We start from the raw sequence: 13790 nt of genomic DNA on the forward strand, positions 1-13790 counted from the left end.
CGGATCATGCGGTTAGCTGAATCGTTCTACGGTCAGACGTCAACCCGTCAAAAGTCGGGTGCTCGAGGACTCTGTGTATAGATAATAAATTAATAATTTTGTGGACGTCTTTGGAAACAATTGTACCAAAAAGAAAAGGCCAATCTATTATTAGAGAAGTGGTTGAAGGTGTGTTGCCCTTTGTAGGAATGCAATATTTCAGAAGGATTTTTTGGAGGTTAGCCACAGACCTCACGCGTTGGAACAGGGAATATTCACTTGAATTGCTGAATGGTATAAATGCCGATAGCGAAGCCGACTTGAGCGTGAAGGTATTCTCTTTGATTGCCCACAAGGAAAATTCAGAACAGTTCAACGAGCTGTTTGGAAAGGTTGATGATTTTGAGCTTCTTAGATACCGCTTGTACAGTCTTGGCAAGGTTTTTGAAAAACCTAAGCGTGTAGTTGAGACATTAAATAACCATCAAAGGCGTGTTGAATGGCAATTGCATAGAATTTATCGTGCAAGAAATTCAGTAGTACACTCAGGGCAGTCTCCTGGTTTCACATCTGTTCTGGTTGTTAATGCTCACGATTATTTTGATCAGGTTTTCGAGCTTTCCAACGAGTTGTCTAGTGGGCCAAAAGGGATGCGAGACTACACTTCTTGTTTTGACTATGCGGAGTGGTTGTTTAAGCAATACCATGTTGAACTGAAGAGAACTACTGAGTTCAATATTGGTAATACTAGCAGTGTGATATGGAAACGTCACGACGTTCTTTCAAAGGCAGACTTTTTCTAACGTTGGAAAGGGCAGCCACATTGTCTCTCTTGCCCCACAGGCGATTCCTCTCTATACGCGCGAGCGTTGGAGCGGTGAATCACTTCGCTTGCACCACGAGTTGAGCAGGGTCGGGACCTCCGGCCCTCTTTCTCGTTTGCAAAAGCCGCACCAACCAAAGCAACCCAAAGACCGGCGGAGACAACCGCGCGGCCAGAAAAACAACGTTAAAGGATATGAAGCGCCACATGGCTAATCTAATGGACGAGTTTGAAGCACTCTTAACCGAAAGCTTCGAAATGGACACACCCGACGAGGGAACAGTTGTCAAAGGTAAGGTCATCGCAATCGAAGCGGGTCAAGCCATTATCGACGTAGGCTACAAGATGGAAGGCCGCGTCGACATCAAAGAATTCGCAAACCCTGGTGAAGCTCCTGAAATCGCTGTTGGCGACGAAGTTGAAGTGTTCCTGCGCTCCGCAGAGAACTCACGCGGCGAAGCGGTTATCTCTCGTGAGATGGCGCGCCGTGAGGAAGCTTGGGATCGTCTGGAAAAAGCATACGCAGACGAAGAGCGCGTTGAAGGCGCAATCTTTGGTCGCGTTAAAGGCGGCTTTACGGTTGATCTTGGCGGCGCGGTTGCGTTCTTGCCGGGCTCTCAGGTTGACGTACGCCCTGTGCGTGACGCGGGCCCATTGATGGGTATGAAGCAGCCGTTCCAGATTTTGAAAATGGACCGTCGTCGTGGCAACATCGTTGTATCGCGTCGTGCTATCCTTGAAGAGTCTCGCGCAGAGCAGCGTGCAGAAGTCATCGGCAACCTTACAGAAGGTCAGGCAGTTGACGGCGTTGTTAAGAACATCACCGAATACGGCGCATTTGTCGATCTTGGCGGCGTAGACGGCCTGCTTCACGTGACAGACATGGCATGGCGCCGTGTGAACCACCCCTCCGAGATTTTGACAATCGGCGAGACGGTTAAGGTTCAGGTCATCAAGATCAACAAAGAGACGCACCGCATCTCCTTGGGCATGAAGCAGTTGCAAGAAGATCCATGGGATCTGGTTGCTGGCAAGTACCCACTCGAGAGCACGCACACAGGTCGCGTCACCAACATCACTGATTACGGCGCATTCGTTGAGCTGGAGCCAGGTGTTGAAGGTCTCGTACACGTGTCTGAAATGTCCTGGACAAAGAAGAACGTACACCCGGGCAAGATCGTGTCTACGTCTCAGGAAGTCGAAGTCATGGTTCTGGAAATCGACGGCACAAAGCGTCGCGTTTCCCTTGGTCTCAAGCAGACACAGCGCAACCCATGGGAAGTCTTTGCAGAGCAGTTCCCTGAGGGCACTGAGGTTGAAGGCGAAGTCAAGAACATCACCGAGTTCGGTTTGTTCATTGGCCTCGAGGGCGACATCGACGGCATGGTTCACCTCTCCGACCTATCTTGGGACGAGCGCGGCGAAGAAGCCATTCAGAGCTACCACAAGAACGATATTGTTCAGGCGGTTGTATCTGAAGTCGACGTTGAGAAAGAGCGTATCTCACTCTCCGTTAAGGCGCTTGGCGGCGACAAGTTCGCTGAAGCGGTTGGCGGCGTAAAGCGTGGTTCCATCGTGACTGTCACAGTGACAGCCATCGAAGAGGGCGGCGTTGAGGTCGAGTATGAAGGCATGAAGTCCTTCATCCGTCGTTCTGACCTGTCCCGTGACCGTGCAGAGCAGCGCCCAGAGCGTTTCTCCGTTGGCGACAAAGTCGACGTGCGCATCACAAACGTCGACGCGAAGACACGCCGTTTGGGTGTCTCCGTGAAAGCGCGCGAGATCGCAGAAGAGAAGGAAGCAGTGGAGCAGTATGGTTCTTCTGACTCCGGTGCGTCCTTGGGTGATATCCTTGGCGCAGCTCTGAAGTCTGACGACTAAGCGTTAATGCTTTAGAAATTAAAGAGGCCCCGCTGGAGTGATCTGGCGGGGCCTTTTTGTTTGCGCCGCAGGGATGGCTCGCAAAACTCGACGTTCAAGCGGTGAATATTTGTGCGCTCTGCCGCGCAAGAACCCAATCTTAACCAGAGGCATTTACTGGACTCCAAAGATCTACATTGGAGCGCTTGTACAAATGCCAGTTTTCAACAGTCAGATGTTCTTTCTCGGCAATTTTGCTGACATGGACACTAACGAGTCAAACGGTGATACCGAGAACGCCGCGGCGATACTCGGTTCATATTCCAAACCACCCCTCATAACAGTTGCGGTAGATGATATCGACGGTGACGGGGTAATTTGGGATGATGAATTTGGCGCGACGAGCGAAGACTTCACATATGATAGCGGGGCAGGGCCGACATCCCAATTGCTCGACTCAACCCAAACCTACAACGCTGCGGTTCTGTTAGGGGATGGTTCGACAAGCATCATCGAAATTACTGTCATCCAAATGCAAAACGGCGATGTCTTTGCCACGGACTGGGCCAATAGTGGCACACTAGACAATCTTAACATCCAGAGTATTGAGTTGCTGTCTGTTACGGGTAGCAATTACTCGGGATTTTTCGCTGACTCGGCAGTCGATAATTCTTCAGTTGTTTGTTTCACACCCAGCACATTGATCGAGACAGATCAAGGCTATACGCCTGTGGAAATGATCTGGCCCGGCCACCGTGTTCGCACGCAGGATCATGGCTATCAGACCATACGCTGGGTTGGGCATAGACAACTTTGTCGAGCCGAGCTTGATGCAAACCCGCACTTGCGCCCTATCGTTATCGCCAAGGGTGCTTTGGGAAATGCGCGACAGATGCGCGTCTCTCCACAGCATGGATTACTCGTTGATGGGCAGTTGATCCGCGCCAAACATCTTGCTGAGTTTTGGGGCACCGAAGTCGCTTGGGTGGATGGAAAATTCGCAGCTGTCACATACATTCATTTCCTTTGCGACAACCATGAGATTGTATTTGCCGATGGCATCGCGACTGAAAGCCTTTATCCGGGGCCATTAGCGTTGAAAGCGATGGGGCGAGAGACGATTATCGAGATTTTTCCCGAGTTAGTAAGCGTATTGGAGGGTCGTGAAGCTGTCGCTTCTAGTTATGGACGCCCCGCGCGCAAATATATGACTGGCGGCGAAATTCGACGCGGGCGCGGAATTTCTGAGCTATTCCCGATTTGGATGCACCGCGCGGGCTGATAGGTGTTGTTAAGCTTGGTTCATGATTTTCGTATTTTTTCAGGCAGACCCTTACTTGAACGTTCCAAGCTCGCCAATCCGATAGCCGGATGGGTAGGTAGGACGATCCCGCTTTGTCAGCAAGCGAGGTCTTCGCCGCGAAGGCAGAATGCGCAGCAAACTTGCGCGAAGCTTCAGGCCCGTAACCATAGCGTGTTCTAGCCAGCGGGGAGGATGCGTAAACCCCATTGCATCGCGCAATTCGGGATCGCACAGAGCATGAACCGCAGGTCTGCCAAAGGGCACAAGCCAATTTGGGAGATACATCGACAATAACAAATCGCGTGTGAGACAGCCTATTTCGGCGTTGGTATCCTCGTAATGAAAGTGTGTGGCTTCATAAGCGCGCTGATATTCTTCGAATTCAACGAAATCGAGTGGGATGTCTTTGATACCCATTTTCTGACCCAGCGCCTGATAGTAAAGCACACTCGCTTCAATTTCCGCTGGGCGCATCGCGCGTTTGCCAAAGCGTTCGAGCCATTTGACGGGTTCCACCACAAAAGCCGAAAGGACATAGAGCATATCGTTGTTCGAAATACGGTAGCGCCCGTGCATGTCGTTCATGCGTTCAATCGCTTTGCGCCCTGGATCACTGTCTTGGCCGTTCTCCGCGATTTCAGACAAGATCAGTTCTGTGTCGTCATAGCGTTTGCGCGTATCTTTGCTGAACGCGCCTGTGCGAGACAAAAGGCTGGAAATAGATGGCACCGCATAGGTGCGAAACAGCGCGAATTCGAGAGCTTTTTCAATGTCCCAAGAAAACTCATAAACGCTGAGCAGATAGACGATCCGCTCATAGTCGGTCTCTGGATCAAGTGATTGCAATTCGTTCGACCACGCCGTCATTTGTATGCTCTCACCCTCTAAAGCCAAGCTTCAAACATGGGCGCAAGCATCAGACAGCACAAGGCGCGCGTTGTTCAAAACAAGGAAAGCTGATTGGTGTCTGGTTTTTTAGGCGGCTTCTTTCGGCGATCGGGGGATTTACGGCTGCCAAGTTTCTGGAAGACTGCATTTGCTTCAGTGCGAAACGTTTCGCCGCGTCGGAGCGCGCTGATACGCTCTTTTGCGCGCCGCGCGCTGCTTGCTTGATCCACGATTGGCGCAGGGTAGTCGCGTCCCAATTCGAAATCGGCGTCGTCGATCAACGTCTTTTCCCATGTCCATGGTTCATGAATGAACGCGTCTGGCACCGCGCGTAATTCAGGCACCCATTTGCGAATGAAAGTGCCTTTGGGATCGTGTTCCATCGATTGCTTGATCGGGTTGTAAACGCGCATTGTGTTGATGCCGGTCACGCCCGATTGCATCTGGAATTGGCTGTAGTGAATGCCGGGCTCGTAGTCTGTAAAGAGTTGCGCAAGGTGGTGCGCGGTGATGCGCCAATCGAGCCAAAGCTGGTAACTTGCAAAGCTGACCAACATCGCGCGCATACGGAATGTGATCCACCCCTGAGCCGTGAGATTGCGCATGCAGGCATCGATGAAGGGATACCCTGTTTGCCCGTTTTTCCATGCTTGATGAAAGGTTTCATTGTGTTCGTTTTCGCGCAGACCTTCAAAAGCGGGATGCATGCAGTGGGTTTCGATTTTAGGCTGGTCTTCGATCTTTTGAATGAAATGACATCGCCAAGCGAGACGCGAGCCAAACGCACTAAGATTGCGGGCGAAAGCCGGTTTTTCCAAAGGCGAGAGTTGCTTGCGACGTTTGCTAATGGACTGTGTGACTTCGCGCACAGACAAGCTGCCCCAAGCCAAATGAGCGGACAAACGTAAACAGTGATATTCGGAGCGATCAGGTGCGGAGATATGAGCCAGATAACCGCGAGAGCGATCCGTAAGAAAGCTGCGCAGGTCTTTTAAGGCTTCTGTGCGACCCCCTTTTTGCACATGGCCAATCGCAGTGGATCCGAACATCGGGTCGTCTTTGTGCGGCAGGTCGTCAGAGTGGCCGCGCGATGCGATGAGGGGACGTTTCGGAGCTGGAAGGATCGGCTCGGCCATGCGCATATTTCGGATTTGCGACCAGTCATCGCGGCTTTTCAAGCGGCGCACGACGCCGTTGTAGGGATACTCTTGCAGCGCGATGGCGTTTCTCGTGCAAAGTGTTTTGACGTTAATATCGCGCTGGAATGTCCAAAGATCACCGGATTCTTCATGCGCGTGGATAGCGTCGATCTGATGCACATTGTGCAACTCTTGAAAAACCTCGCAGGCTTCACCAATTTTGATGACTAAGGGCTGACCAAGCGCTGTGAGGGCCGTGTTCAACTCGCCCAAACAATCGTGGATGAAATACCAATGACGGCGCGATGCGGTGGGTTGGCGCCAGTATTCAGGCTCGACGATATAAAGAGGCAGGATCGGCGCACCACTTTTTATCGCAGCAACCAAAGGCGCGTGATCGCTAATGCGCAAATCACGTTTGAACCATACGATATGAATGCCACCGTTCATCGCGATCTAGGGCGCAAGACCAAGGCCCTGCAAAATCTTTGGTATCTGCTTTTTGACTTTGAAAAACCCTTTATTCGCGTGCGGCCATGTGAGCGTGTCATAGGGTCTGCGCACGCGGTGCAGGGTTAGGCCAGCTTCGGTTAAACTGGGAGCCGCTGTCGCTAATTGATCCGCGCTGGGGCCAATTGGGGTGTACGCTGTGACGATGTGTTTGACGTTCGCTTCGCGCGCGACCTCAGTAATTTGTGTGACCCAATCAGCGCACAGTAATGTTCCGTTTAGATCTGAGATGCTGTCTTGTAGCGCGCCTGTTTTGAATGCTTGGACGCGGATGCTTTGGCGTTCTTGCTCAGGTGTTGGCAAGGCAAGCACTGCGGCTGCGTTTTCCGCCCAAAGCGCGCTGGCTTGACAATCTTCTGGCGTCACAAGCAACAGGAACGCCGCCTCTGGCAGAGCGTCGGCTTCAGGGATGGGAAGCAAAGGATGATCGAAGTCTTCCACCAAAGGCACAGCTGTTGGTGAGAGTTGCCCAACAGGATTGAAGCGACCATCGGTGAATTTGGCAATGTTTGAGGCGCGTGCGAGATAGCTTTTGCCTTTGGTGTGCAGGCCGGAAACCCAGCGCCATGAACATGTATTGGATGCAGGATCGCCATCGAGCAAATGCTGCATGAAAAAGTCAGCGCCAAGTTGCCAAGGCAGCCCGAGTGTGAACACCCAGATCGAGGCGAACCACATCCGTGTGTGATTGTGCAAATACCCCGTTTCCACCAGTTCGCGTGCCCATTGATCAAAGCAATCAATGCCTGTGCGACCCTCAATCGCGGTTTGATACTCCGCGTTTAGAAAGTTGTTGGCCTCAAGCGCATCAAGCTTTTGAACAAGGTCGCGTTTGTAGCTGAGCCAAACGCTAGGGTGCTGTTCGAGCCACCCTTTGAAGTATCCGCGCCAGAACACTTCTTGGACGAATTTTTCCGCAGCTGAAGGGCTTTGCCGAGCCAGCGTTTGGGTCAACACCTCTTGCTCGGTTATGATGCGGTGTCTGATCCACGGGGACAAAACAGAAATGTTGGAGCGCTGTTCTGGCCCGAAATCATAGTTGCGATTGCGCTCGTAGTGGTGACCTGTGCGCGAAAGAAATTTCTCCAACCGCTCTAAACCAGCTTTGCGTGTTGGTGCAAAAGTCACGCTTTCGCTGGGGGGCGTACCTTGACCAAAAAGATCTTGCGTATTCATTTCACTGACCTCTTCTTGCCGGTTACACTCGAGCTCCACGACGTAGTCTTGGAGGTGGGCCTGTCCAGCAAGGTTTTATAAAAAAGCCCAGATTTAAGGCGCGTAGTGCGCGAGGCAAGGGCAAGGGTCGCAAAAATGAAAATTAGTGCCGTTTTTCTCTCGCGACTCGGACGGTTTCATGTTCCTCTTACTTCCAGCTTCTTTTCCAAACTCACGAGAAAAGAACCATAAGGGAGACTACATAATGAAAAAAATGGTAACTGGTGCAGCTGCTGCTGTCGCTCTCACGTTCGGTGCGAACGCGGCAATGGCCGATGGCCACGCATGTGGCGACGTTTCAATCACACAAATGGACTGGGCATCTGCGGCTGTTGTAACGGCCGTTTCCAAGTTCTTGATGGAGCAGGGCTACGGTTGTTCCGTGCAGGTCGTTCCGTCCTCCACAGTTCCGGCGCTGACATCTTTGGCGGAAACAGGCGAGCCTGACATTCTGACCGAAGTCTGGGCGAACTCTACGCCAGCCTATGAGCCACTGCTTGCTGATGGCAAACTGGTCGAGCTGGGCAACGTTCTGTCCGACGGCGGCGTTGAGGCATGGTGGATCCCTGCGTATCTCGCAGAGAGTAACCCAGAGCTGACAACATGGGAGGGCATCATGGCCAATCCAGCGGCTGTTGGCGGCAAGTTCCACGATTGCCCATCGGGCTGGGCGTGTGACATCATCAATAACAACAACCTGAAAGCGGCCAACATCGAAGGCTCCGGCCTTGAGCGCTTCCAGCACGGTTCTGGTGAAACGCTTCAGACGTCTATCGCTGCGGCGTATGACGAAAAAGCACCTTGGTTCGGTTATTATTGGGCTCCAACAGCAGTCTTGGGCAAGTACCCAATGGTTGCGGTGAAAGTGCCTGAGTACAACGCCGAAGCACACGCATGTAACGGCGACGTTGATTGCGCGACACCTGGTTTCTCTGCATATCCAGCGTCTAAAGTTGTGACAGCGGCGTCCAAGGCGTTCGTTGAAGAAAACCCAGCGATTGCTGAGTTGATGGGCAATATCTCCTTCACGAACGCTCAGATGGGCGAAGTGCTGGCATGGCGCCTCGACAACAACGCATCTTACGACGAAGCGGCTGTGTACTTCCTCACAAACAACAAAGACGTTTGGGGTGGCTGGTTGAACGATGGCGCGAAAGAAAAGCTCGCGGCACTGCTCAAGTAAGCTGAACGACACGACAGAAGCCTTCCCGCATTTTCGGCGGGGGGGCTTTTCTATTTATAAGAATAATAAAATCTTCAAGGGACTGGGGAGAGATACAAATGGCCTTTTATGACGGTGTTTTCAAAGCACTAGGCCTGTCAGATTGGTGTGGCGCGGAAGCATCCAGCGCCCCAATGTCGATGGCAGATTTGCTTGCACAAAGCAGTGGTGAAGAAACCAAGGGCGAGTTTTTTCCGTTTCCCTCCCTCGATAATCTCAATGAAAGCTGCTCTGGCATCATCCAATCGCGCGATGTGACCAAGGGTATCGAAGAAGGGTTTTTGGCGGCGAAGCCAGTTCTCAAATCCATTCTCGATCCTATCACGCAGCCGCTAAGCTGGCTTTTGGACGGTGCGCTTTGGACCTTTGCAGAGACGCCTTGGTTCATAATGGTGCCAATTCTCGTGGCGATTTCATGGTATGCGTCGCGCTCTGTTGGTGTGACCATCTTTGTCGCTTTCTCAATCTTCTTGCTGGGGCTTGTTGATCATTATGACGTGGCCATGCAGACGCTCTCGATCATCTTTGTGTGTACAGGAATATCCGTCATGCTTGGGGTGCCTATCGGTATCGCGATGTCCAAATCGGATCGATTGCAACGCTCTGTTGTGCCTGTGCTTGACCTGCTGCAAACCTTGCCGACCTTTGTTTATCTGATCCCGCTGATCTTCTTGTTCTCGGTGACAGAGTCCAAACTTTATGGAATTGCGATTATCCTATATGCGATTGTCCCTGTGGTGCGTTTGACGGACCTTGGTATTCGCCTTGTGGATCAAGATGTGATCGAGGCGGCAAATGCGTTCGGTATGAATTCTCGCCAAAAGCTGATGGGGGTCGAGTTACCCCTCGCGCTGCCAAACATTATGGCGGGCATCAACCAAACGATCATGATGAGCCTTGCGATGGTTGTTATCGCCTCTCTCGTTTCGGCACCGGGTCTTGGTGTGAACGTTCTTCGCGGTATTCGAAACCTTGAATTGGGTGTCGGAATTGTTGCGGGTATTGGCATTGTTCTGCTGGCTGTCATCTTGGACCGTGTGTCCAAGGCGGCGCTGACACGGGTCGATATGACCCGCGTGAAACACTAAGGAGGTCGGAGCAATGGCAAACGAACCCAAAGTCCGTCTTCGCGGTCTGTTCAAAATCTTTGGCCCAAAGGACAAAGAAGTGTTGCAACATGTCAAAGAGGGCATGGGCAAAGAAGACTTGCTGGAACAGCATCAGCATGTGCTGGGTCTGCAAGACATCAACGTCGACATGCAAGCGGGCGAGATCACCGTTGTGATGGGCCTGTCCGGTTCTGGTAAATCGACGCTTATCCGTCACCTCAACCGTTTGATTGAACCCACTGCGGGCGAGATCTTGGTGGACGGTGTCGACGTCATGAAGCTCTCGGAAACAGAGCTGCGCGAAGTGCGTCAGACCAAGATGTCGATGGTCTTTCAGAAGTTCGCTTTGCTACCGCATCGTACAGTTCAACAAAACGCAGCGATGGCGCTTAAGGTGCGTGGCTCTGATGAGGAAACGCAAAATACAGAAGCGCGCAAATGGCTCGCGCGGGTTGGCCTGCAAGGCTACGAGGATCGCTATCCTGCGCAGCTATCGGGTGGCATGCAGCAACGTGTGGGTATTGCGCGTGCGTTGACGGCGAACACCGATATCATGCTAATGGACGAAGCGTTTTCGGCGCTCGATCCGCTTATCCGTACAGACATGCAGAACCTTTTGCTCGAACTTCAGGACGAGCTGCAAAAGACCATCGTCTTCATCACACACGACCTTGATGAAGCGCTGAAACTTGCCGATCATCTGGTTATCCTGAAAGACGGGGCAGTGGTGCAGCAGGGCGAACCGCAAGGCATTCTGATGAACCCGTGTGATCCCTACATCGAGGACTTCGTCAGCGATATCAATCGCGCGCGGGTCTTGCGTGTGAAGTCGGTGATGGCGCCTTTGAAGGGCACTGAATTCGCGGGCGATGTGGATATCGGTGACAATCTTGAGTCTCTGATTGCGCGCTCTGAAGGTGATACAACGCTGCACTACCGCGTCATGGAAGGCGACACGCCAGTGGGTGAATTGCACATGCGCGATCTGGTCAAAGCATTGGTGCCGCGCCTGTCCTCAACTGAGGCTGCTGAATAAAATCACAAAAGTAACGCGTTTTAGGCGCGTTGCTTTTACCCATCTCACAATCGAATGCGCGATAGGGGCCGCTCAGAATGATAGCTTATGTCACCGTCGGTGCAGATGATATCGTCAGTGCGAAGCGGTTTTATGGATCGTTTCTACCCGCGCTTGGCTATGGGTTTAAAGAAGGTGCGGAAGGGCTCAGCTACGCACTTCCTGTGCCAGAGGGCGAACGCCCATTGCTGCCAGATTTCTACGTCAAACCTACATATAACGGTCAGCCCGCCACCGCAGGTAATGGCACGATGATCGCTTTTGAAGCGGATACACATGCGCAAGTGCGCGCATTGCACGCGGCCGCGCTTGCCGCTGGCGGTATCGACGAAGGTCAGCCGGGGTTTCGCGCGTCTTATGGGCCGAATTTCTACGTGGGTTATCTGCGCGACCCGCAAGGCAACAAGATCGCTTTGCTGTGTAACAACCCTGATGAACCTAGCCGCGACGACTAAGTCTCGATCACACTGCGCGCGAAATCGCGGTTAAAGCGGGCATAGCCCTCATCCAGATGCTTGATATGCGCCTGTGTGTGTTGATGAAACTCTGGCAGTTTATGAAACGGAACAGAGGGATAGGCGTGATGCTCGACGTGATAGGGCATGTTCCACGCAATGAAGCGCACGACGCGATTGGTTAGCGTGGTCCGCGTGTTCTCTAGCATCGATGGTACGTGCTCGCACTGTGCATGTTCAGCGAGCAAGTAGGCACGTAAGAACGGCCCCCCAAGCAGGATCGGCAGCAACCAAATTTCGATCAAAAGCGTGCTTTGAAAGGCTAGGCTAAGGACGATCAGCACCCCATAACGTGCCAGTTGAATGCGTGCTTCGCGCATCACCTTAGCTTTGCCGCGCGCGGGGACGTAAGAGTCTTCATTGGGTATAAACGCATTGCGCCAAAGCGTCAGCGCGCGATCCCGCCAATCGGGCAGGCCAGAGAGATAAGTGAGATACTCCCAAAGCGTCTGCGGCTTTGCACTTTGCAATTCAGGATCGTGTTCAGAGTCATGGGTGTAGCGATGATGCGCGAAGTGGAAATAGCGAAACCACTCGGGGCCGAGAAGCGTCAGAAACCCGCAAAGACGACCGACCCAAATGTTCAAAGCGTCGGTTTTGAAGGGCGTGCGGTGTACCGTCTCGTGCAGCAGGGTGAAGAGAAAACAGATCAAGATGCCCAGCATCAGTGTGAGAAGCGCCTGAAAGGGTGCGCCGAATGTAATCAGTGCAGCCAAAGCGATAATGCTGCCGAAGTGCCATGCGAAGCGGATTAACCCGTCGCGATCATTTTGCGCCAAGAGGGATCGACGCTCTTCACTGCTTAGACTGGCAATGAGCGTCTTATGATCAAACTCTGGCAAGCGAGCCTCTAAAGGTAACGGTTAACAAGGTTCTCCAGACGTTCCTGACGACCAGATTGCGGCTGTGGATCAAGCCCCTTTGCCAGCACATCGTCATGGATAGTGCCAAGATCGCTATTGAGCAACGCCTTGCCACCAGAGCTATCCCAGCCAGCATAACGTGCATCGCGCGCGGCTTCTAACTTGCCATCTTCCAACATTGCCGCCGCCGCTTTGAAGCCCGCAGCACAAGCGTCCATACCACCCACATGCGCGAGGATCAAATCCTCTGGATCAAGCGACTGTCGGCGCAGCTTGGCGTCGAAATTCGTACCACCGGTTTTGAAACCACCCGCGCGCAGTACTTCGTAATAAGCCAGCGTCATCTCTGGCACGTTGTTTGGAAATTGATCGGTGTCCCAGCCAGATTGGTAATCGTTGCGGTTCATGTCGATAGACCCAAAGATGTCCAACTCACGCGCCATGGCGAGTTCATGCTCAAACGAATGGCCTGCCAAAATCGCATGGCCTTGCTCGATATTCACCTGAACTTCGCCTTCAAGACCAAAGTCCTTGAGGAAGCCGTAAACAGTGGCAACGTCATAGTCATATTGGTGCTTTGTCGGTTCTTGTGGCTTGGGCTCGATCAGGATCGCACCTTTGAAGCCCATCTTGTGTTTGTAATCCACGACCATCTGCAACATGCGTCCCGCTTGCTGACGCTCGCGCCCCATGTCGGTGTTAAGCAGTGTTTCATACCCTTCGCGACCGCCCCAAAGAACGTAGTTTTCGCCCCCAAGTTTGATCGTCGCATCCATACAGGTTTTGATTGTCGCGGCGGAGTAGGCGAAAATGTCGGGATCAGGGTTCGTGGCAGCACCCGACATAAAGCGACGGTGCGAAAACAGGTTGGCGGTGCCCCAAAGCAATTTCACGCCAGTCTCGTCCATCTTCTGGGCGAAGTAGTCTACGATGGCTTCCAGATTGCGCGTGGTTTCTGCGAAATCAGCCCCTTCAGGGCGCACATCTGCATCGTGGAAGCAAAAATAAGGGACGTTCAGGATTTGAAACATCTCGAAGGCCACATCGGCCTTCATCTTGGCCAACTCCATCGTGTCACCGAACCAGGGGCGCTCTAAAGTTTGCCCACCAAAGGGGTCGCCGCTGGGCCACGCGAAGGAATGCCAATAGGCTGCGGCAAAGCGCAGATGCTCGCTCATTGGCTTGCCCATGATCACTTCATCAGGGTTATAATGGCGGAATGCGAAGTCATTATCGCTCTCGCGGCCCTCGTATTTGATCGCAGGGATACCTTTGAAAAAGTCGGTCAT

At 52.6% G+C, this 13790-nt stretch carries 11 protein-coding genes and 1 pseudogene; 7 read left to right on the forward strand and 5 right to left on the reverse strand.

What is annotated here, in order from left to right:
- Positions 1-110 precede the first annotated feature (110 nt).
- The 3 genes and pseudogenes from PFRI_RS12530 to PFRI_RS12540 all read left to right on the forward strand — a co-directional run bounded on the left by PFRI_RS12530 (position 111) and on the right by PFRI_RS12540 (position 3944).
- Positions 111-782 (forward strand): hypothetical protein, encoded by a 672-nt coding sequence (locus PFRI_RS12530; RefSeq protein WP_139292120.1) that lies wholly within the window; start codon positions 111-113, stop codon positions 780-782.
- A 209-nt stretch (positions 783-991) separates the two neighbouring features.
- Positions 992-2683 (forward strand): annotated as a pseudogene (rpsA, locus tag PFRI_RS12535) (30S ribosomal protein S1); the annotation flags it as partial.
- A 193-nt stretch (positions 2684-2876) separates the two neighbouring features.
- Positions 2877-3944 (forward strand): Hint domain-containing protein, encoded by a 1068-nt coding sequence (locus PFRI_RS12540; protein WP_072631048.1) that lies wholly within the window; start codon positions 2877-2879, stop codon positions 3942-3944.
- A gap of 51 nt (positions 3945-3995) precedes the next feature.
- Here PFRI_RS12540 and PFRI_RS12545 read toward each other — a convergent pair whose 3' ends face one another.
- From PFRI_RS12545 to PFRI_RS12555, 3 genes are all read right to left on the reverse strand, one after another.
- Positions 3996-4832 (reverse strand): oxygenase MpaB family protein, encoded by an 837-nt coding sequence (locus PFRI_RS12545; protein WP_072631049.1) that lies wholly within the window; start codon positions 4830-4832, stop codon positions 3996-3998.
- A 74-nt stretch (positions 4833-4906) separates the two neighbouring features.
- Positions 4907-6442: an FAD-binding domain-containing protein gene (locus PFRI_RS12550; protein WP_072631050.1), complete on the reverse strand. Its 1536-nt coding sequence runs from the start codon at positions 6440-6442 to the stop codon at positions 4907-4909.
- Positions 6443-6448: 6 nt separating this feature from the next.
- Positions 6449-7678 carry an FAD-binding domain-containing protein gene (locus PFRI_RS12555; protein WP_072631051.1) on the reverse strand — a complete coding sequence of 410 codons (1230 nt, stop codon included), beginning with the start codon at positions 7676-7678 and terminating at the stop codon, positions 6449-6451.
- A 244-nt stretch (positions 7679-7922) separates the two neighbouring features.
- On the opposite strand from PFRI_RS12555, the gene PFRI_RS12560 reads away from it, so the two are divergent.
- The 4 genes from PFRI_RS12560 to PFRI_RS12575 all read left to right on the forward strand — a co-directional run bounded on the left by PFRI_RS12560 (position 7923) and on the right by PFRI_RS12575 (position 11578).
- Positions 7923-8900, forward strand: a complete 978-nt coding sequence (locus PFRI_RS12560; protein WP_175549256.1) for an ABC transporter substrate-binding protein — start codon at positions 7923-7925, stop codon at positions 8898-8900.
- Between the two features lie 98 nt (positions 8901-8998).
- Positions 8999-10027, forward strand: coding sequence for an ABC transporter permease (locus tag PFRI_RS12565; RefSeq protein ID WP_072631052.1), 1029 nt, complete (start codon positions 8999-9001; stop codon positions 10025-10027).
- A 13-nt stretch (positions 10028-10040) separates the two neighbouring features.
- Positions 10041-11084, forward strand: a complete 1044-nt coding sequence (locus tag PFRI_RS12570) for a quaternary amine ABC transporter ATP-binding protein (RefSeq protein WP_072631053.1) — start codon at positions 10041-10043, stop codon at positions 11082-11084.
- A 77-nt stretch (positions 11085-11161) separates the two neighbouring features.
- Positions 11162-11578, forward strand: coding sequence for a VOC family protein (locus PFRI_RS12575; RefSeq protein WP_072631054.1), 417 nt, complete (start codon positions 11162-11164; stop codon positions 11576-11578).
- On the opposite strand, the gene PFRI_RS12580 is transcribed toward PFRI_RS12575, so the two are convergent.
- Complete coding sequence (locus tag PFRI_RS12580; protein ID WP_072631055.1) at positions 11575-12480, reverse strand: fatty acid desaturase; 906 nt, start codon at positions 12478-12480, stop codon at positions 11575-11577. The genes PFRI_RS12575 and PFRI_RS12580 overlap by 4 nt on opposite strands.
- An 8-nt stretch (positions 12481-12488) precedes the next feature.
- Positions 12489-13790, reverse strand: a complete 1302-nt coding sequence (gene xylA, locus PFRI_RS12585; RefSeq protein WP_072631056.1) for a xylose isomerase — start codon at positions 13788-13790, stop codon at positions 12489-12491.

Origin of the sequence: Planktotalea frisia (assembly GCF_001890925.1) — a bacterium.
Taxonomy (GTDB): domain Bacteria; phylum Pseudomonadota; class Alphaproteobacteria; order Rhodobacterales; family Rhodobacteraceae; genus Planktotalea; species Planktotalea frisia.